Annotated in this window: 18 protein-coding genes; 7 read left to right on the top strand and 11 right to left on the bottom strand. The window is 67.9% G+C overall.

The genetic code is table 11. The annotated features are described in order from the left end of the window. The first annotated feature begins 99 nt into the window (after positions 1 to 99). Both ACK4HJ_RS07945 and ACK4HJ_RS07940 read left to right on the top strand, forming a co-directional pair. Positions 100 to 798, top strand: a complete 699-nt coding sequence (locus tag ACK4HJ_RS07945) for a hypothetical protein (RefSeq protein ID WP_409829636.1) — start codon at positions 100 to 102, stop codon at positions 796 to 798. Between the two features lie 15 nt (positions 799 to 813). Beyond that, complete coding sequence (locus ACK4HJ_RS07940; RefSeq protein ID WP_409829634.1) at positions 814 to 1,284, top strand: hypothetical protein; 471 nt, start codon at positions 814 to 816, stop codon at positions 1,282 to 1,284. Here the strand turns inward: ACK4HJ_RS07940 and ACK4HJ_RS07935 are convergent. Next, a complete protein-coding gene (locus ACK4HJ_RS07935) occupies positions 1,247 to 2,173 on the bottom strand; it encodes a LysR family transcriptional regulator (protein ID WP_409829632.1) in 927 nt (308 codons plus the stop codon). The genes ACK4HJ_RS07940 and ACK4HJ_RS07935 overlap by 38 nt on opposite strands. 143 nt (positions 2,174 to 2,316) lie before the next feature. On the opposite strand from ACK4HJ_RS07935, the gene ACK4HJ_RS07930 reads away from it, so the two are divergent. Together ACK4HJ_RS07930 and ACK4HJ_RS07925 are read left to right on the top strand one after the other, a co-directional pair. After that, positions 2,317 to 3,357 (top strand): NAD-dependent epimerase/dehydratase family protein, encoded by a 1,041-nt coding sequence (locus tag ACK4HJ_RS07930; protein ID WP_409829630.1) that lies wholly within the window; start codon positions 2,317 to 2,319, stop codon positions 3,355 to 3,357. Between the two features lie 32 nt (positions 3,358 to 3,389). Further along, positions 3,390 to 4,571 carry an Acg family FMN-binding oxidoreductase gene (locus ACK4HJ_RS07925; protein WP_409829628.1) on the top strand — a complete coding sequence of 394 codons (1,182 nt, stop codon included), beginning with the start codon at positions 3,390 to 3,392 and terminating at the stop codon, positions 4,569 to 4,571. 79 nt (positions 4,572 to 4,650) lie between these two features. Here ACK4HJ_RS07925 and thiL read toward each other — a convergent pair whose 3' ends face one another. Further along, positions 4,651 to 5,625: a thiamine-phosphate kinase gene (thiL, locus tag ACK4HJ_RS07920; RefSeq protein WP_409829625.1), complete on the bottom strand. Its 975-nt coding sequence runs from the start codon at positions 5,623 to 5,625 to the stop codon at positions 4,651 to 4,653. A gap of 50 nt (positions 5,626 to 5,675) precedes the next feature. Beyond that, entirely contained in the window at positions 5,676 to 6,587 is a 912-nt protein-coding gene (locus ACK4HJ_RS07915; protein ID WP_409829621.1) for a LysR family transcriptional regulator, read from the bottom strand. Between the two features lie 158 nt (positions 6,588 to 6,745). Here ACK4HJ_RS07915 and ACK4HJ_RS07910 point away from each other — a divergent pair, with 158 nt between their 5' ends. Beyond that, complete coding sequence (locus tag ACK4HJ_RS07910) at positions 6,746 to 7,096, top strand: tautomerase family protein (RefSeq protein ID WP_409829618.1); 351 nt, start codon at positions 6,746 to 6,748, stop codon at positions 7,094 to 7,096. A 98-nt stretch (positions 7,097 to 7,194) separates the two neighbouring features. Here ACK4HJ_RS07910 and ACK4HJ_RS07905 read toward each other — a convergent pair whose 3' ends face one another. From ACK4HJ_RS07905 to apaG, 5 genes are all read right to left on the bottom strand, one after another. Then, complete coding sequence (locus ACK4HJ_RS07905) at positions 7,195 to 7,491, bottom strand: hypothetical protein (protein WP_409829616.1); 297 nt, start codon at positions 7,489 to 7,491, stop codon at positions 7,195 to 7,197. 45 nt (positions 7,492 to 7,536) lie between these two features. Next, on the bottom strand, positions 7,537 to 8,661 hold the full coding sequence (locus ACK4HJ_RS07900; RefSeq protein WP_409829614.1) for a YbdK family carboxylate-amine ligase: 1,125 nt from the start codon (positions 8,659 to 8,661) through the stop codon (positions 7,537 to 7,539). Then, complete coding sequence (locus tag ACK4HJ_RS07895) at positions 8,658 to 9,914, bottom strand: cation:proton antiporter (RefSeq protein ID WP_409829611.1); 1,257 nt, start codon at positions 9,912 to 9,914, stop codon at positions 8,658 to 8,660. The genes ACK4HJ_RS07900 and ACK4HJ_RS07895 overlap by 4 nt, the downstream gene beginning before the upstream one ends. Positions 9,915 to 10,093: 179 nt before the next feature. Then, complete coding sequence (locus ACK4HJ_RS07890; RefSeq protein ID WP_409829609.1) at positions 10,094 to 12,088, bottom strand: site-specific recombinase; 1,995 nt, start codon at positions 12,086 to 12,088, stop codon at positions 10,094 to 10,096. A gap of 5 nt (positions 12,089 to 12,093) precedes the next feature. Beyond that, on the bottom strand, positions 12,094 to 12,501 hold the full coding sequence (apaG, locus tag ACK4HJ_RS07885) for a Co2+/Mg2+ efflux protein ApaG (protein ID WP_409829606.1): 408 nt from the start codon (positions 12,499 to 12,501) through the stop codon (positions 12,094 to 12,096). Positions 12,502 to 12,589: 88 nt separating this feature from the next. Here apaG and rpe point away from each other — a divergent pair, with 88 nt between their 5' ends. Further along, positions 12,590 to 13,273 (top strand): ribulose-phosphate 3-epimerase, encoded by a 684-nt coding sequence (rpe, locus tag ACK4HJ_RS07880; RefSeq protein ID WP_409829604.1) that lies wholly within the window; start codon positions 12,590 to 12,592, stop codon positions 13,271 to 13,273. Positions 13,274 to 13,380: 107 nt separating this feature from the next. Here rpe and ACK4HJ_RS07875 read toward each other — a convergent pair whose 3' ends face one another. The 3 genes from ACK4HJ_RS07875 to ACK4HJ_RS07865 all read right to left on the bottom strand — a co-directional run bounded on the left by ACK4HJ_RS07875 (position 13,381) and on the right by ACK4HJ_RS07865 (position 16,816). After that, positions 13,381 to 13,770, bottom strand: a complete 390-nt coding sequence (locus ACK4HJ_RS07875; RefSeq protein ID WP_409829602.1) for a hypothetical protein — start codon at positions 13,768 to 13,770, stop codon at positions 13,381 to 13,383. A 218-nt stretch (positions 13,771 to 13,988) separates the two neighbouring features. Further along, positions 13,989 to 16,121 carry a sensor histidine kinase gene (locus ACK4HJ_RS07870; protein ID WP_409829599.1) on the bottom strand — a complete coding sequence of 711 codons (2,133 nt, stop codon included), beginning with the start codon at positions 16,119 to 16,121 and terminating at the stop codon, positions 13,989 to 13,991. Then, on the bottom strand, positions 16,118 to 16,816 hold the full coding sequence (locus ACK4HJ_RS07865; RefSeq protein WP_409829597.1) for a response regulator transcription factor: 699 nt from the start codon (positions 16,814 to 16,816) through the stop codon (positions 16,118 to 16,120). Before ACK4HJ_RS07865 ends, ACK4HJ_RS07870 begins: the two co-directional genes overlap by 4 nt. Before the next feature lie 232 nt (positions 16,817 to 17,048). Here ACK4HJ_RS07865 and ACK4HJ_RS07860 point away from each other — a divergent pair, with 232 nt between their 5' ends. After that, the gene (locus tag ACK4HJ_RS07860; protein ID WP_409829595.1) at positions 17,049 to 18,383 is read left to right on the top strand and encodes an SPFH domain-containing protein; all 1,335 of its coding nucleotides are present in this window, start codon (positions 17,049 to 17,051) and stop codon (positions 18,381 to 18,383) included. Position 18,384: the final 1 nt, after the last annotated feature.

Here is an 18,384-nt window from a genome sequence, read left to right as displayed (position 1 = left end):
GTGCAGGCGCTGTTGCGCGGGTCACAGCGTTTAAAAAAGCCGCCGCGGGCAGCGATCCCGATCACCCCTTATGGCCCACTAATTTTTGGGAGACAACGCGTGCAGGACACCGATGACAAGAGTGCCTTTGATTCCGCCATCCGGGCGCTGGAGTTCGAGATTGCCAATGCCGGCACCCACCTGACGATCGACGCCACCGCCCGGCAGGCGTATTCCCGGCAGATCCAGGCGATGGCGAACGAACTGCGCGGCCAGGTCACCAGCGGCCGCATGACCTGGGCGCAAGCCGCGCAGCAGGCGCAGGAGACGCGCAACGCCATCATGGAAGTCATTCGCGGCCGCAGCACCCCGGTCGGCCGCGCGATGGCCGAGCGGCTCAAGCGCGAGGGCAAAACGCTCAACGAACTCATCGCCCGCAAGACGCAGCAGCTGTACGGCGTCTCCGCGGACTTCAACCGCCTGTCACCCACACAGCAAAACGCGGTGTACGGCGAGATCGTGCGGTCCGCCGGCACGTCCAACCCCCGGGTCACGGCCACCATGCGCAACCTGTCGCGCGCGGGGCGGGGCTTGCTCGTGGTCTCCATCGCCCTCTCGGTGTATTCGGTGGCCAGTGCGGAAGACAAGGCCGGCGCTGCACGCCGCGAACTGGCGGTGACGGGCGCGGGCATTGGCGGTGGCATCGCGGGTGGCGCGCTGGCGGGCCTGGCCTGTGGCCCCGGTGCGCCCGTGTGCGTCACCGTGGGGGCGTTTGTGGGCGGCGCGCTGGCCGCGTTTGGTGTGGACTTCTTCTGGTAGTGGGGGCGTCGGACCATGCACATCCTGCCCGCAGATGCCTTGTCGGTCGCGCGCATTCCGCCACCCGCCGACGACGTCCCACCCCAGTGCGAAATCTTGCGCAACGGCCAGCCCACCGGCCGCCGCGTGCCTGGCGCCGTGCTGGAGCTGGCCGCGCAGTGGCAGTCGTTCACCCTGCTCTTCACCACCGACGACACGCCGTTTGAGGAGCTGCTCCACATCCATCTGCTGGACGCCGAACTGCGCCTGTTGGACTCCGCCACACTGGGAGGCATCTATTCCACAGGCTCGTTCTCGCTGCTTGCATCCACCGAACCCGACACCCTGCGCTTCCGGTTCATCGGAGACACCGACTGGAGCGTGCAGGTGCTGCCGGAAGCCGGTTTTCGCGTGCCGCTGTGGTCTGAGCCGGCGGGGGTGAGCCGGCCGCTGGGTTTCAGCCGGCACTTCATCGTGCGCGGCCAGCCGCAGCCCGAGCGGCGCTGACCGAGGCCAGCGCGCCAGGCACTTCCTTGGCCAGAAAGTCGTACACCGCCCGGATCTTGCGGCTGGTGCGGATCTCGCGGTGCACCGTGAGCCAGATCGGCAGCTCGGGCAAGGGCAATTCGGGCAGCAGGGCCACCACGTCGGAGTCGGTGCGCAGCAGATAGTCGGCCACAAAGCCAATGCCCAGGCCGGCGCGCACCGCCTGCCAGTAGGCCATCAGGTCGTCGGTGCGCAGTGCAAAGTGCTGGCGCTCCACCGGGTAGCCCATGGCTGCAAAGCCGCGCGGGATGTCCTCGTAGCGGTCGTTGCCTACCAGCTCGTGCTGCAGCAGATCGGCCGGCTGCCGGGGCGTGCCCTTGCGGCGCAGGTAGTCGCGGTGCGCGCATACGCTCAAGGTGACGGCGCCGATGCGCTTGGCCACCAGGCTGGCCTGGTCGGGGCGCACCATGCGCAGTGCGATGTCGGCCTCGCGCCGCAGCAGGTTGGTCACCTCGTTGCTGGACACCAGCTCCACCTGTACCTCGGGCAGTGTCTGGCGCATGCGGGCCAGCACGGGCGGCAGCAGCATGCAGGCCACGGGCTGGCTGGCGGTGATGCGCACGGTGCCGCTCACGCCCGCCTCGGCGCCCGATACGCTGCGCGCCAGTTGGTGCGCGCCGGCCTCCATGGCGCGGGCCGATTCGGCCAGCCGTAGCGCCGTCGCGGTGGGCAGCAGGCCGCGCCCAGTGCGCTCGAACAGCACCACGCCCAGCTGCGATTCCAGCTCGGCAATGTGCCGGCCCACCGTGGGCTGGCTGCTGTTCAGCACGCGGGCCGCGCCCAGCAGGCTGCCCTGGTCCAGCGCGGCCAGGAAGGACTGCACCAGGCTCCAGTCAAAGGTCTGTGTCATGTCGATAGCGTGCCCTGAAAAGTGGCGAACGCAGGCGTTGTCGAGTTATTCAATTTTGCATGGCAGGTATGAATAGATAAGCAATTGTGTGGTGGCGACGGCACTTCCACAATGCCTCTCATCGCCAACGCACGGAGTCCGACATGACCGCATCAAATCCGACAAATGCCGATACGGACCTTCCGGGCACCGTCCTGATCCTGGGTGCACGCGGGCGGCTCGGCCAGGCGGCCGCGCGGGCTTTTGCGCAGGCCGGCTGGCACGTGCTGGCCCAGGTGCGGCCCGGCGGTGCGCGCGCGGCCTTGCCCGCCATCCCGGGGGTGTGGTGGATGCCGGTGGCCGTGCACGACACCGCCACGCTGGCGGCCCAGGCCCACGGCGCGCAGGTGGTGGTGCATGCGCTCAACCCTGCCTACACCCACCAGGCGTGGCGCGATGAGGCGCCCGCGCTGATGGAGGCGGCCATTGCCATCGCCACCCAGCTGCGCGCCACGCTGATGCTGCCCGGCAATGTGTACAACTTTGGCGAGGGCATGCCGAGCGTGCTGCGCGAGGACACGCCCCAGGCCGCCACCGGCGCGATGGGCCGCCTGCGCGTGCAGCTGGAGCAACGCCTTGAGGCTGCCACGCAGCAAGGCGAGATGCGCGCCGTGGTGCTGCGCGCCGGGGATTTTTTTGGCAGCGGCACCGGCAGCTGGCTGGACCAGGCCATCGCCAAAGACCTGCCGCGCGGCCGCATCACCTGGCCCGGCCCGCTGGATGTGGCCACGCCGTGGGCCTACCTGCCAGACCTGGCCCGCACCTTCGTGCGCGTGGCGCAGGCGCGCGAGCGGCTGGCTGCGTTCGAATGCCTGCACTTCGCCGGCCACCACGTTACGGCGCAGCCGTGGCTTCAGAGCTTCACGGCCATCGCGGCGGAGCAGGGTTGGCTGCCCCCTGGGCGCACGCTGCGGGTGGGGCGGCTGCCATGGCCCTTGCTGCGCGTGGCCGGACTGGTCGCGCCCACCTTTGCTGCGCTGGCGGCCATGCGCTATCTGTGGCGCACGCCGCACCGGCTGGATAACACCCGCTTGCGCGCCGTCATAGGCAACGAGCCGCACACGCCGTTCAATTGGGCTTTGCGCCAGGCCTTGGCAGACCTCGGGCTGCTGACCGGCGCGACGCCCCGCGTGGCTCTGGCCTGACGCAGCGATCCATCCATCCCAGGAGATTTCTCATGCAACGTCGCAAATTCATTCGACTGGCCGGTGGCGGCACCCTGGCTGCCGCCACCGCAGGCACGCTGGCCGCCTGCGGCGCCGTGGACGCGGGTTTTCCGCCCGAAGTGCTGGAGGCCTGGAAAGGCCCCGTGGGCGAGACCGACGCGCGCCGCCGTGCCGTGGCCTATGCCATCACCGCGCCCAATTCCCACAACCTGCAGCCCTGGCTGGTGGACCTGCGCGAGGAGGGCGCCATCACGCTGCGCACCGACCCCACACGGGTGCTGCCCCAGACCGACCCGTGGGGCCGCCAGATCCTGATCGGCCACGGCACGTTCATCGAACTGCTGGTGATGGCGCTGGCCCAGCAGGGCCTGGCCAGCCAGGTGCAGCTGTGGCCGCAGGGCGAGCTGCCTGCGGCGCTGAAGGACTGGGACAACCGGCCCGTGGCGCGCATCACGCTGGCGCCCGGCGGCCAGCCGGACCCGCTGTTTGCCCAGGTGCTGCTGCGCCACACACCCAAGACGGACTTTGACACCACCCGCCCCGTGGCGCCCGCGCTGCTGGCCCAGTTGCTGGGCAGTACCCCGGCGGCCGCATCGCTGCAGGTGGGCGGCACGGTGGACGCGGGGCAACTGCCCGCCTTGCGCACACTGTGCTGGGAGTCCGCCCGCGTGGAACTGCTCACGCCCCGGACCATGATGGAGAGCATCCAACTCACGCGTGTGGGGCCTTCGGAGATCCTGCAGCACCGCGATGGCATCTCCATCAATTCGCCTTTTGTGCGCGCAGTGTCGGCGCTCGGACTGTTCGACCGATCTGCCCCACCTGCCGAGGGCAGCGCCGCTTACAAGAACGCCATGGCCCGGTTCGAGGGCCACAGCCGCACGGCCATGGGCTTTGTGTGGATCACCGGCCCCAACACCCGCACCGACCAGATCCGCACCGGCCGGCTGTACGTGCGCCAGCAGCTGCAGGCCACCGCCTTAGGCGTGGGCATGCACCCCATGAGCCAGGCGGTGCAAGAGTTTGCCGAGATGGCGCCCCACTACGAACGCGTGCACCAGCTGGTGCTGGGCAAACCCGCGCCGCGCACGCCGCAGGACGCCACGGTGCAGATGTTCTGCCGCATCGGCTACGTGCAGGGCGACGTGCCCGCCACACCGCGCAGGCCGCTGACGGCGTTTGTGCGGGTGTAGTGGCGGGTGTAGGGGCATTTGTTGGGGCGGGGACAGGGGCGCGTCAGACTCCTTCCCGCGTGGTGAGGCAGGGCCGCAACTACCGGAAATGGTCGAACGACGCATAGCGGCTTTCCACCGCCTGTCCCCGCGCATCCACCAGCTGCAGCCCCGGCTCGGCCAGCACCGTGCCAATGCACGTGACGGGTGTGCCGCTGGCCTGCGCTGCAGCGGCCACTGCGTCGCGGCGTGTGGGCGGGGCGGTGAAGGCCAGCTCATAGTCGTCGCCGCCTGCCAGGGTGCATTGTCGGATCAAATCATCGTCTAAATTGCCTCTGGCGCTTGATAGGCAAGCGCTAGCAGCTATCAAATTAGAAGCAACGTCCACATCAATGCGTGCGCCCGCCCCCGACGCCTTGAGGATGTGCGACACGTCGCCCAGCAGCCCGTCGCTCAGGTCCATGGCGCTGCTGGCCACGCCGCGCAGCTGCTCGCCCAGGGCCACGCGCGGGGTGGGGCGCTCCAGCCGCTGGCGGGCACGGCCCAGCACATCGGCGGGCAGGGTGACGTGCCCCAGCAGCGCTTCCAGCGCCAGGCGCGCATCGCCCAGGGTGCCGCTCACGTAGAGGTCGTCGCCCGGCCGCGCACCGCTGCGCAGCAGGGCCTGGCCGGCGGGCACTTCGCCGAAGACGGTGATGCAGATGTTGAGCGGCCCCTGCGTGGTGTCGCCGCCCACCAGTTCGCAGCCGTGGGCATCGGCCAGCGCCAGCAAGCCGCCCGCAAAGCCCGCCAACCAGGCTTCATCCACGCGGGGCAGCGACAAAGCCAGCGTGAACGCCAGCGGCCGCGCACCGCAGGCCGCCAGGTCCGACAGGTTCACGGCCAGGGCCTTGTGGCCCAGCGCTTCCGGGTCCACGTCGGCAAAAAAGTGGCGGCCCTCCACCAGCATGTCGCTGGAGACGGCCAGCTGCATGCCGGGCGCAGGCGCCAGCAGCGCGCAGTCGTCGCCCACGCCCAGCGCGGCGCGGCGCACTGACCGGGTGAAGTAGCGGGCGATCAGATCGAATTCCCCCATGGGCGGTGTCTTTCTTGTCGGTGTTGCGGGCTGCCGGAATGGGCCGCCGTTCAGGCGGGCGGTGGCGCATATTGCGCAAACCACTGCGCCCAGTGGTCGATGCAGGCCTGGATCTTGGGCAGCCGGTGCCTGCGGGTGAGGGTGACGGCATTGATCTGCGCCGCCTGCGGTGCCAGCCAGCCTGCCAGCACGGGCACCAGCAAGCCTTGCTGCACCAGCGGCTGCGCCACCACGGTGAGGATGCGGGCAATGCCCAGGCCCTCCAGCGCCATGCGCGCGGTGGACGCGGTGTTGTCGGACTGCCAATGGGCCTGCGCCGTCACGGCCACGGGCTCGCTATCCACCCTGAACGACCAGCGGTTGAGCTGCGGCGCACCGCTGGTGGTGATGAGCCGGTGCTGGTGCAGGTCGCCCGGGTGCTGCGGGGTGCCATGGGCCTGCAGGTAGCTTGGCGCCGCGTACAGGCCACGCGCCAGCGCGCTCAGCGGGCGCACCACCACGGTGTCGTTGGCGGGCACACCGGTGCGGATGGCGATGTCGATGCCCTCGCGCGCCATGTCGGCGATGCGGTCGTCCACCAGCAGGCTCACGCACACGGCCGGGTGGCGCGCCTGCAGGCTGGGCAGGCTGGGGATCAGCAGGTGTTCGGCGATAACCGAGCTGCAGGTCACACGCACCCAGCCCGTGGGCTGGCCACTGTGCTGGGCGAACTCGCCCTCCAGCTCGTCCAGCGTGGCATCGACGCTGCGGCACGACTCCAGAAACAGCAGTCCTTCGGGCGTCAGCCGCAACCCATGGGTCGTGCGGTGCACCAGCTGCGCCCCGCAGCGCGCCTCCATGCGGGCCAGCGCGCGAGACACCTGGCTCGCCGGCACGTTGCGCTCGCGCGCCACGACCGAGAGCGAGCCTAGGTCCGCCACGCGGGTGAACAGATGCAGGTCTTCGAAGCGGAGGTCGCGCATGCGGCCAATGTTAGCGGCGGGCTGGGGGGAGGGGGCAGTGGCAGGGCGTTGCAGGGCCTGCAAAACCGACTTGCAGGCAAGGCGGTTTCCAAAGGATCGGGCGATTTCTACAGTCGGTTCACGTCACCTTGTTCCATTGCCGACCGAAGGAATCCTCCATGTACCACGAACTTTCCCCCCAGGAATACCAGCGGCTGCTCAACACCGCCGAGCAGGTGGCGCTGCAGTTGCGCCGTGACATCGACGACCTGCCCGCCGCGCGCTGGCACATCGGCGGTGCGCCCGTGGAGCAGCCCACGGCGCTGCTGGAGATCAGCATCACGCAGGGCACGAACACCGGGGAAGAAAAGGCTGCTTTCATCGTCGCCGCGTTTGCCGAGCTGCAGCGCCAGCTGGCAGGCGGCGGTGCGCTGGCTGCTGCCAGCTATGTGGTGGTGCGGGAGCTGCCCGGCAGCGACTGGGGCTGGGGCGGGCGCACGCAGCAGGCGCGCAAGACGGGGGTAGCTTGACGCCTCAGTGATGTGGTGATCAGGCGACGATTGGGAGGCTTGAAAGTCGCATGTGTCGGCACTGCCAATGGCAGGAACGGGCACACAGCGGACATCCACTAGGCGGTGAAAGGACCCCGCAAGACCCGGCCAGAGCCCACGACCACTGGTCCTTCAAAAACTTCGAAATGAGTGCCAACCACCAATGCGGAGTAATCGACGCCGGGCTCGTACATCAGTGCAGCCAAGGCATGAATTATTGACCCGGGATGCACCTGCGGGCCGTCAACAAAAGAGACCCCGAGGTATTTGCCATCCTCCACGCACAGATGCGGACGATAGATGCCCCCGATCATGACGGGCATCGTTGCGCGGCCTTCAATGGTCAATTCCACTTCGATAAGACGTCTCATCATATGGTCCGCTTCTGGCCGATCGCCGCCCAAGATCCAAGCTTTCGATTAGGCAGGCACCCCCCGAAACCTCAGCGCTGCCTGGCGGCTCACCTCAGCCAGCAGTTGCTCTTCGCTCTGCCGCTGGCGCAGCCAGCGCGCGTCGTTCTGGCCCGCTTCTACCTCGGTGCGCAACATGTGCATGGCGCTCGATGCACCCTGCACGGCGGCGTGCCCGGCAATCTTGTCCATGGTGCGCAGGATGTGTTCGCGCAGCGGCATGTGGTCGCCCGTGGCTGGGTCCACGTACACGGCGTCCATGCCGAAGCGGCAGGCCTGGAAGCGGTTGTAGGTGTAGACCAGGTAGTCGTCTTCTTCGGGCATGAAGGGTTGGTCCGCCAGGAACCACGCGCCCAGCGATTGCACGTAGCCCGCCAGAGCGGCAGCGCGCTCGATGGTGAGCGGGGTGTCGAACACGCGAATCTCGATGGTGCCGAACTCGGGCTTGGGGCGGATGTCCCAGTAGAAGTCCTTCATGCTCTTGACCACGCCGGTGCGAGTCATCTTGTCGAAGTAGTGCGTGAAGTCGTCCCAGGTCAGCGCCATGGGCGCGCGGCCAGACAGTGGAAAGGCGAACACCGAATTCAGCCGCGCCGAGTCGAAGGCGGTGTCTTGACCCTGCACATAGGGGCTGGACGCAGACAGCGCGATGAAGTGCGGGATGTAGCGGCTCATGCGGTGCAGCATCAGCAATGCGGCATTCGCATCGGGGCAGCCGATGTGCACGTGCTGGCCGAAGATGGTGAACTGCTTGGACAGGTAGCCGTACAGCTCCGACAGCTCGCGAAAGCGCGGTTTGTCGTAGATGCGGCGCTCGTGCCACTGCTGGAACGGGTGGGTGCCGCCGCCCACCACGGCGATGTTGAGCTTGTCGGCACTGCGCACCAGCGCGTCGCGAATGGGTGTCAGCTGGCCCAGCACCTCGCTGGCCGAGTGGCAGATGCCGGTAGAGATTTCGATCATGCTGTTCGTCATCTCGGGCACCACGCTGCCGGGCAGCGGGGTTTTCTTCATGAGGCGCAGCATGTCTTCGGCATAGGGCGCCAGGTCGTAGTCGTTGGTGTTGACGAGCTGCAGTTCCAGCTCCACGCCCAGCGTCAGCGGTTCGGAATGGTTGAAGGCTTCAAGACTCACGATTGCGTCTCTCCGTTGTTCTGGCCACGGGTCAGTGGCGCCCAGGGTTTGGAGCTTTCGCCCGCGCGGTAGATGGCCACTGTGGCAATCACGGCGCCCAACACCTCCATCAGCAAGATGGCCGGCAGCGCCACGCCGGCAATCATGTGCCCAGTGGAAGGTGACGCGATTACGAACTGCGATGCGATCAAGAGCGCGATGGACGACATGGGCGTCATTGCGCAGCCCACCCACAGCGCCTGCTTCCAGCTGGCGCCGCTGCCCACGTTGCCCAGGGCCACGCCCAGGGCCTTGGCCACCAGGCGCACGGCGATCAGTGCCAGCACCACGCCGGCCACCGGTGCACTCCAGTCGGCTTGCGCGGCCACGGTGGAGACGAGCACAAACATCAGCATGGTGAGCAGCGACGACGCATTGCCCAGCTGGCGCGGCCAGGCCCAGGGGCGGGGGTTGAGCTGCTTGAGCAGCATGCCGCCCAGCAACGCGGCCAGCGGTGCAGAGCCGCCCATGTGCGCGGCCACGGCCGTGCCCGCTGCCACCAGGGCCAGGAACAGCATGGAGGTGTTTTCGCTTGTGGGGCTCATGAAGCGCAGCGCCATCCGCAGCACCAGCGCCAGCACGGCCGCCACGACGATGGAAACGCCCAGCACCACCACCACGGGGGACGCGCTTTCGATCAGGGTCACGCTCTGACGGTTCATGAGCTCGGCCTGTGCACTGCCCAGCGTCAGCGCATACAGCGTGGACAGCGTGGTCAGCACGATGGCCCGCTCGGTCACCGGGCCGGCAGCGCGGGTGTCGGCCACCACGCGGGTCAGCACGGCGGGCGACGCGGCCAGCGCCACCAGGGCCAAGGGGCTGGCCACGGGCGCGGGCAGGCCCAGCCACATCAGCACCCAGTACACGGCAAAGTAGGTCAACACCGATTCGGCCACGCTTTGCACCAGCACCATGGGGTTGTGGCGGAACCAGCGCAGCGGGATGCGGCCGCCGCACTCAAACAGCACAATGGCAATGCCCAGCTCCAGCAGGAACAGCCCAATGCCCTGCAGCGGCCACACGGCGCCGCTGAAGCCGGCAAGGCCGGCCACCGTGCCCACCAGGGAATAGCCCACCACCTTGGGAAGGCCTGTGTGGCGCTGCGTGAGATAGCCCACCATGGCGGCCACGGCCAGCAGCAGCGACCATTGCACCGTAGGCAGCCCGGCCGAGGGGCGCAACCATTGCGCCCAGAAGCTCAGGATTTCATTCATGTTTCGGGACCCTCTGCGTATGACGGGCCTTTGTGACAAGGCCCGTTGTATGAAGAGCCGGGACCGCGCCGCATCGAGCGGAGGGCGCGGGCCCGGCGGTGCCTGAATTTACATGCAGTCACAAGACGCCCCCTGTAGGACAGGAGCGGGGCTTGGAGGCTGCCGGCCGGGCCGCTTTTTCAAGCGGATGTACGGCGTTCAGGTACGAAGAAGCTCAGGGGTGCTGTGCGCAGGCGCGCACGGATGGCCGCGTAGATGCGGGCGCGGTCCACACCGCTCACGTTCTGCGCCCGCAGTGCCAGGCTGAACGCCAGGTAGAAACTTACCGTCACGTTCAGCGCGCCCAGCAGGGGCAGCGACGCCACTGCCCACCAGAAGGCGGGCAGGTGCAGCACCCCCAGGCCCAGTGCGGCGCTGGCAGCGCCCACTTGGCCCGTGGAGAGTGTGACATGGCGCACATCCAGTCCCACCCCGAAAAACCCTGCAAACGCCGGGACGAGGCCCAGCATGAAGCCCAGCGAAATGTTGGCTGCAAAGCCCGAAAGGTTTTCGCGCAAGAAGCGCGCCCAACGCGCCGCCCGCGCGGTGCCCAGCACACGAGTGATGCGCGGGTTGTAATGCAGTGCGGAGTCCAGCCGGTTGAGCACGAACCAGTTCTCCGTCCAGCCCGCGATGATGCTGGAGGCAAACAGCAGCACGCCGGTGAATGCGGCAAAGAACAGCGACGGGCCCAGCAGGTGCAGCGACTCAAACACATGCATCGCCTGTGACTCAGTGAGTGCGGGGCTGCCGGTGGCCAGTGCAATCAGCGCTGCCAGCCCCAGCACGGCCGGGAAAACCACCAGCACATTGCCCAGCACGGCCGCGACTTGCGAGCGCACCAGGTGCGTGATCTCGTCCACAAACGACTCGATGGCGTTGCTGGCCCCCAGCTCCTTGAGCTTGGCGGCCATGGCAGGTGCAGTCATCGCCGGCTGCTTGGTGGCCACTGTCAGGTGCAGCAGCTGGATCAGCACAAAGGTGACCGCGTAGTTGACGCCCGCCCAAAAGCCGCCCCAGAACGCCGACAGGGCCAGCGCGTAAAGCCCGAACTTGGCCATGGTGGTGATGGACATCAGTGCGCCGCCGCCCGCCGCCTTGCGCAGCATGGCGCCGTATTCGGCGCGGGTGCGGGTGATGTAGTGCTCGCCGGTTTCGGCGCTGCGCTCGGCCACTTTGGCCGCCAGCAGCGACGAGTTGGAGGCCAGCAGCGCGCGCAGGCTGCGCCGGTCTTGCCCCACCATCACCAGATGGGCCATGAGCCGCGCCGCCGTGACGGCCGGCTTGGGCGACAGCAGGCAGTCCAGCAGTTCGCGCACGCGCAGGATGCGCTCGCGCAGCTGACGCAGGCGGAAAACCAGGCCCACGGAGATGCCGTTGTCCTCGAAATGTGCATACACCGTGGAGGCTGCCGCGCGGCAGGCCTCCAGCCGGTCACGCAGGCGCTGCGCGGCCTCGTTCAGCCGGTCGGGCGTGCGCAGCGCGTGCACCACTTCCACGCGCAGTCCTTCCACGTCGCGGATCAGCGCGTGAAACGACTGCGCGTCGCGGGCGGATTCACTCATGCGCAGCCGCAGTTCGGGAGCAAAGCCGGTCGAAAGGATCTGGCCTGCGCAGTAGGTGATCGCGTCCAGCAGGGCCTTGTGCCAGCGCGATGCGCCGTTGGGGGCGGTGCCATCCGGCACGGGCTGCGCCAGCAGCGCCACCAGCCGGTCCAGCTGGGTTTCTTCGAGCGCGGCCAGCCACTGTGCGTCAAACTCGCTGGGCAGCGCCAGCATGAACAGTTCCGAAGCGTCGATGGTCTCCGGGCTGCCCGGCAGCAGCTTGGTGCGCAGCCGGTGTCCGATTTCGCTGACCAGCGCAGTGCGCGGCGCAAAGCCAAAGTCCGCAAGCAACGTGGTGACGTCCACCTGCTCCACCAGCGTGGCCCACCAGGCCTTCAGCTTGAACTGCAGCTCCGGCCGCGCTTCCAGCGCATCCAGGAACAACTGCACGCGTTCCACCGCAGCGGGGACCGAATCGCGCGGGCCGCGCACCCAGTCGAGCAGGTTCACCAGCCACAGGTGGCGATGGGCCAAGTCGGCCTGCGGGTCCAGCGTGGCCAGCAAGGCGGGCAGGTGGTTGGGGTTCGGCAAACGCTTCAATGCAGCACCCGACCGCTCAGGGGCTCGCCCGTAGGGCCGTGGCTGATGGCCTCCAGCACAAACAGCGGTACGGGGGTGGCGAAGAATTCGCCGTCGTCAGCCACGCAGTGAAATGTGCCGTGCATGGTGCCGCTGGAGGTGCGCAGGCGGCAGCCGCTGGTGTACTGGAAGGATTCGCCGGGCTTGAGCAGGGGCTGTTGGCCCACCACGCCCAGGCCTTTGACCTCTTCGGTGTGGCCGCGGGAGTCGCTGATGATCCAGTGCCGCGAGATCAACTGTGCGGGGGTGTCACCCGTGTTGGAGATGGTGATGGTGTACGCAAAGCTGAACACCCCGCTGTCCGGCGCGGACTGCTCAGGCAGGTATTCGGGCAGCACTTCCACGTCAAACTGGTACTTTGGCATGGGGCGAATGGTAACCGTGGAGCCGTTTGTGCAGGGCTGCCGAAGGGCTGAAAAGCCCCTGCCTGCGGCGCTTTGAGACAATCGGGGCATGAGCAGCCCCACCTACCGCATCGCCCCCTCAATCCTTTCTGCCGACTTTGCCCGCCTGGGCGAGGAAGTGCGCAATGTCATTGCCGCTGGCGCCGACTGGATCCATTTCGACGTGATGGACAACCATTACGTACCCAACCTCACGTTTGGACCGATGGTCTGCCAGGCCCTCAAGCCCCACGCCAAGACCGCAGATGGCACGGCCGCGCCGATTGACGTGCACCTGATGATTCAGCCCGTGGACGCCCTGGCGGCTGCCTTTGCGGAGGCTGGCGCCGACTACATCAGCTTCCACCCGGACGCGTCGGGCCACGTGCACCGCAGCATCCAGGCGATCCGTTCCAAAGGCGTCAAGCCCGGCCTGGTGTTCAACCCCGCCGAGCCGCTGGACGTGCTGGATTGGGTCATCGACGACATCGACCTCATCCTGATCATGAGCGTGAACCCCGGCTTTGGCGGCCAGAGCTTCATCGACTCGGCCCTGCGCAAGATCGAGGCCGTGCGCAAGCGCATCGACGAGTCGGGCAAGGACATCCGCCTGGAAGTGGACGGCGGCATCAAGACCGACAACATCCGCCGCGTGGCCGACGCGGGTGCCGACACCTTTGTGGCGGGCAGCGCCATTTTTGGCAAGCCGGACTATCGCGGTGTGATCGACGCCATGCGCAAATCGCTGGGTTGAACCAGTGATGCACCCACTATTTGCTATTTGCTATTTTATTGATAGCTGCTAGCGCTTATGGGATAAGCGCTAGCAGCCAATTTCATTCGAAATTCTCGTGCGGTCGGTTACTGCGGGACCACCGTGGTGGTGACCGATTCCCGCAGCACGCCGCCACCGGGCACGGACCCGCTCGCCGGATCGCTCTCCACACGGCGCACACATTCAGCGCGGTCCTGCGCGTTCTGGAAGGCTTCGCAGCGCTGGGTGGCGTTGGCCATGGCAATGGGGCCAGGGTCGCTCAGCTGGCCCTTGCGCGCGGCGTCGTAGGCGTTGGTGGCGTCGCGCAGGCAGGTGGCCAGGGTGTCTTGGGTGTTGTTGGTCATGCAGGCTTGGCGCTCCTGCTCATAGCGGGCGCGGGCATCGCTGCCGGCGGTGGCAGACTGTGCCGAAGTGGCAGCAGAGGCCATCAGCAGGGCGGCGGTGAGGACGGGTGCGGCAAAGGTGAATCGTTTCATGACAAAACTCCTGGCGACTGGCGCGCTGGAAACAGGGTGGTAGATCACGCATCCGCCGGGCCTGTTGCGTGGGCCGCCAGCGGTGCGAACGGTATGGCTGCAGCGTAGCCAACGCGTTTTTGTCGCCCTGTCGGACAGCGCCGAACGCGGCCGTCCGTTCTGCCGCCCCCTGCATGCCCGCCATGGGCGCTCGCAGACGGCCCGCCGTTCACACCTTCTTACCCCAGCCGCTGAAAGGTGAGCGTGAAAGCCACGCCGCCCGCCGTGTTGCGCGCGCTGATGGTGCCGCCCATCTTGGCCATGTAGGTCTTGGCCACAAACAGGCCCTGGCCGCGGTGCCCGCCCTCGCTGGCCAGCGGCGGCAGGCCTGGGTCTGACACGCCCAGTTCAAAGATCCGCTCCAGAAGGTCTTCGGCAATGGTGGCGCCCTGGTTGGTCAGAGTGGCGCTGGCGGTGGATTCCGACGCCTGCAGCGCCAGCGTGATGGCCGTGCCCGCCGGGCGGTAGCGGTCGGCATTGCGCAGGATGTGTGTCACCACGTCCTCCAGCGCAAACTCGTCCGCCCGCACGATGACAGGCCCAGTGCTGCCCGCGTACACCACCTGGTCGATGCCCGCGAAGTGGGCGTTGTCCGCCACATGGCGCAAAAAGGCGTGCAGGTCCAGCCGCCCGGCCGTCACGTCGGCGGCCTCCAGCGCTTCGGCGGGCGACGCCGTGCCGTACAGCACATGCACGGCCTGCTGCATGCGCTGGATGTAGCGGTGCCCGGGGTCGCCAGGCGCCCCGTGCAGCACCATCAGCGACTGCAGCGGCGACATGATCTCGTGCCCTACGGCGTGCCACATGTCGCGCTCCTGCTGTGCGCGCAGCTGCTCGCGGGCCAGGTCGTCCTTCACGCGCTGCAGCAGGTCGGCCAGCCCGCCGGCCAGAATGCCCAGTTCGTCCGATCCGCGCAGGTCCGACACATCCAGGTCGCCCAGCCGGGGCCCCGTGTGCCCGGGCTGCACGTTGTACGACACGGCGGCCGCACGGCGGGTGAGGGCCGTCACGCGGCGCAGCAGGCCCACCTCCACCACCAGCCAGGCCAGCGCAATGGCCCCCAGCATGGCGGCCAGGTACCACGATAGGCGCGTGGCCACGGCCGCCAGGCCCAGCTCCACCCCCCGCAGGTTGCCGGTAAACGTCACGGCGTAGTTGCCCGTGGGGGTGTCGAGGATGTCCAGGCCTGAAGGAACCTCCGGTGCTCGGGCCTGGGCGCCACTGCGCAGGTCCAGCGGCAACCAGCTGATGAAGCGGATCAGCCACGGGGCCGGATGTTCGGCCTGCACCTCCGTTCCGTTGAGCGTGATGGCTTCGCTGTCGCTAGTGCCCAGCTTGCGGATCTGCACCCGCTCGCCGGGCAGCAGGGTGCGCCCCACCTCGGCCAGCGATGCGGCCGGCTGGGCACCCGGGGTGTTGCTGTCGAACAGCGCGGTGCGGGTGCCAGGGCCCAGCATCTGCACCCGCAGCCGCATGGCGCCCAGGTCCTCCGGCGGCCACACCAGTGGCCGCTTCTGGAACAGCGCCTCGCGGAACAGCTCCACCGGCAGGCGGATGGAATAAAACGTGCGCCGCGCGCAGCCGGGCATGGCGCCCGCCAGGTCGCGGCAGTTGCCGCTTTGCCACAGCCAGCCGCGAAAGTCCCGCACGGGCCGGGCGCGGATGTCGAGCGCGGCATCGCCCGTGTCCACAAAACCCGTGAGCCGCCCCCGCGTGCTGACGGTGCCCTGCGGCGCCAGGGCTTCAAAAGGTGCCACCCAGCGGAACTGCTCGCCCCGCATGTCCAGCGCAATGCGCGCGCGGTGCACGCCTTCCAGCGCCAGCACCCCGCGTTCGCGCGGCACCAGCTCGCCCGCGTAGAAGCTGCCCACCAGGTAGATGAAGCCGCCCGCGTACGGGTTGTTGCCAATCGCGGCGCACAGCGAAGAACCATCGGGGTACTGCACCGCGCAGCCCGCCATCTCCACGGCCTGCTGGGCCTTGTTCTGGTCGTCAAAATCAAGGGCCGAGTACGGCAGCAGCAGGGGCGCCAGGCCGCTGCCGGCGGGCTGCTGCTGGTGGCCGGCGTTGAGCAGCGCCAGCTGGCCCGAGGGGTGGCGCAGGCGCGCCATCACCTCCGACTGACTGCGCTCAAAGCCGTGCTGGTAGCTTTTCCAGGCCCGCTCTTTTTCCTCCTGCAGCAGCACCACGCTGAGCGCCACGGTGGCCAGGGCCAGCAGCAAAAACACGCTCCGCACGAGGATGCGCAAGCGGAACGCTGGCAGGCCCAGGCGGGGCATTTCCAGCGCAGGGCGGCGCAACAGGCGCTTCATCTGCCAGTCCACCGGAAGCCGCGCATAGGGACGTTTTCAATGCCTTCGAAGCTCGGATCCACTTCGCGCAGCGCCTCGCGGATGGTGCTCACATGCTTGCGCACGTTGTCCCGGTTGCGGCCGCTTTTCACCACCTCGAACAGTTCGTCATATGACACCACCTCGCCGCTGCGCTGGTGCAGTGTGGCCAGGATGCGCTGGGCGGTCAGCGGCAGGTTGATGCGCTCGCCGCGCCAGGTGGGGGTGCGCTGCCACAGCGGGTCCAGCACCAGCGCGTCACCCACCGGGGCCGGAGCCGCGCTGGTGGGGGCCTGTGATGGCGTGGTGCGCAGGATGTCGAGAAAGGTCTCAATGAAATCGGCCTCTTCAAACGTGGTTTTCTGCAGGTAGTCCCACGCATCCAGCGCCTTCATGATGCTGCGGTAAATGGCCGCCGGCATGGCCGACACCACCAACACGGGCGTGCCCTGGCGCAGCTTGTTGATGGCGTTGATCAGGGCCACGCCCGCATGGCGCTCGCGGCCCAGTTCGATGTCGAGCACCACGGCGTCGTAGTGCTCGCGGGCCAGCGCGGCCTCGGCCTCATCGCGGGTGAACCATTGGTCGATGACGATGCCGCTCTTGGCGCTGCGTATCCACCCGGCCAGCTGGTTGCTGGTGGGCAGGTCGTCTTCGATCACGGCAATGCGGGTCATGGGCAGGGCGGGGCAGTCAAGGTGTGGGCGGATTATCCCGACGCCGCGCACAGGGCGGTGTGAGTTTTTCTTCCGGGACCGGAAGGTTCGTGCAGGCGGCGTGAGGGCATTGGGCGTGGCGCAGCGTTGTTGCTTCCGGGGCAAGTTCGAACAATCGGTCCCCAATGAGCCCGCCACGGCGCGGCTCAAACCGACAACAACACCGAACCCAACCGAGAGAGAGAACCACACCATGAAAGCCACCTGGAACCGCATCGTGCAGACCCTGAAGGGCCGTTCGTCCACCGCTTTGCCCAACGCCGACACCGAGCCCGGCATGCAGCCCAGTTTGGACGCGGACCTGTTCGGTGCCGCTCCCGCCGCGCCCTCCGCCCCGGTGAACTGGGCCTACCTGCTGCCCACCCCCCGCACCGTGCGCTGGCTGGCCGTGGGCACCGTGGTGGCCGCTGCCGTCCTGATGGTGGTTCGCAACCCGCCGGTACAACACCTGGCACAGGGCGACCTGGGCGTGCGCCTGAACCAGTTCACCGGTGCCGTGAGCCTGTGGCGCGACGGCAGCGTGTGGATTGTGCCGGGGCTGCACACGGTGCGCGTGTTCTCGCTGCGCGACCAGAGCTACCGCCCCGAGGCCATGCGCCAGGCCAACGGCAGCGCGCCGCTGCAGTCTGTGGAAGGCCTCTCGCTGGGCCTGGACCTGAGCGTGCGCTACGCCCTCGACCCCAACTCGCCTGCCGTCAAGGCCGGTAACCTGCCGGACAACGTGGGCGCCGACATCGTCGAGCCCGCCGTGCAGGGCCTGGTCTACAAGGTGTTTGCCCGCTACACGGTTCGCGAGATTTTTTCTTCCAAGCGCGCCGAGATTGCCCAGACCATCGAGACCGAACTGCGCGCCCGCCTGGCCGCCGACGGCGTCACGCTGCGCAGCGTGCAGATCGGCAAGGTGGATCTGCCCGCCGAATACCGCCGCGGCATGGACAGCCTGCTGGCTGAAGAGCTGGCGTCTGAAAAGATGCGCTACACGCTGGAGCTGAAAGACAAACGCGTGAAGGAAAACGAGCTGGATGCCACGGCCGAGAAGGTGCGCCGCGAAGTGGCGGCCGAGGCTGCTGCGCGCGAGCAGGTCATCGCCGCCAAGGCCCAGGAAGAGGCCATGAAGCACGTGCTGCCCTTCAAGCAGCGCCAGATCGAGCAGCGCCAGCTGGAGGCCGAGGCCGAGCGCGTGGCCCGCGTGAAGGCCGCCGAAGGCGCCGCCCAGGCCCGCCGCATTGAGGCGAATGGCGAGGCCGACGCCCGCCAGAAGCTGGCCGAGGCCGAGGCCTACCGCATGGACCGCATCGGCAAGGTCAACGCCGAGCAGATGGCGCGCGAAGGCGCGCTGGTGACCAAGCACCCGCTGCTCATCCAGAAGACGCTGGCCGACAAGCTCTCCGACAAGATCCAGGTCATCATCGCGCCCCCGCCCACCAATGGCGACTTCATCGGCGCCGCGCTCCTGGGTGGCCAGCGCAATGCGCAGGCCACGGCTGTGGTGGACGACGGCATGAACACCACCAACACGGAGCAATGAG

The sequence above is a fragment of the Acidovorax sp. genome (assembly GCF_046294525.1).
Classification (GTDB): domain Bacteria; phylum Pseudomonadota; class Gammaproteobacteria; order Burkholderiales; family Burkholderiaceae_C; genus Acidovorax.
This window is presented reverse-complemented; position numbering and strand designations above follow the sequence as displayed.

Bases quoted from the DNA above. Each gene is read 5' to 3' on its own strand.
- ACK4HJ_RS07940 (WP_409829634.1), top strand. From the start codon at position 814: ATGCACATCCTGCCCGCAGATGCCTTGTCGGTCGCGCGCATTCCGCCA.
- ACK4HJ_RS07935 (WP_409829632.1), bottom strand. From the start codon at position 2,173: ATGACACAGACCTTTGACTGGAGCCTGGTGCAGTCCTTCCTGGCCGCG.
- ACK4HJ_RS07930 (WP_409829630.1), top strand. From the start codon at position 2,317: ATGACCGCATCAAATCCGACAAATGCCGATACGGACCTTCCGGGCACC.
- ACK4HJ_RS07925 (WP_409829628.1), top strand. From the start codon at position 3,390: ATGCAACGTCGCAAATTCATTCGACTGGCCGGTGGCGGCACCCTGGCT.
- thiL (WP_409829625.1), bottom strand. From the start codon at position 5,625: ATGGGGGAATTCGATCTGATCGCCCGCTACTTCACCCGGTCAGTGCGC.
- ACK4HJ_RS07915 (WP_409829621.1), bottom strand. From the start codon at position 6,587: ATGCGCGACCTCCGCTTCGAAGACCTGCATCTGTTCACCCGCGTGGCG.
- ACK4HJ_RS07910 (WP_409829618.1), top strand. From the start codon at position 6,746: ATGTACCACGAACTTTCCCCCCAGGAATACCAGCGGCTGCTCAACACC.
- ACK4HJ_RS07905 (WP_409829616.1), bottom strand. From the start codon at position 7,491: ATGATGAGACGTCTTATCGAAGTGGAATTGACCATTGAAGGCCGCGCA.
- ACK4HJ_RS07895 (WP_409829611.1), bottom strand. From the start codon at position 9,914: ATGAATGAAATCCTGAGCTTCTGGGCGCAATGGTTGCGCCCCTCGGCC.
- apaG (WP_409829606.1), bottom strand. From the start codon at position 12,501: ATGCCAAAGTACCAGTTTGACGTGGAAGTGCTGCCCGAATACCTGCCT.
- rpe (WP_409829604.1), top strand. From the start codon at position 12,590: ATGAGCAGCCCCACCTACCGCATCGCCCCCTCAATCCTTTCTGCCGAC.
- ACK4HJ_RS07875 (WP_409829602.1), bottom strand. From the start codon at position 13,770: ATGAAACGATTCACCTTTGCCGCACCCGTCCTCACCGCCGCCCTGCTG.
- ACK4HJ_RS07870 (WP_409829599.1), bottom strand. From the start codon at position 16,121: ATGAAGCGCCTGTTGCGCCGCCCTGCGCTGGAAATGCCCCGCCTGGGC.
- ACK4HJ_RS07865 (WP_409829597.1), bottom strand. From the start codon at position 16,816: ATGACCCGCATTGCCGTGATCGAAGACGACCTGCCCACCAGCAACCAG.
- ACK4HJ_RS07860 (WP_409829595.1), top strand. From the start codon at position 17,049: ATGAAAGCCACCTGGAACCGCATCGTGCAGACCCTGAAGGGCCGTTCG.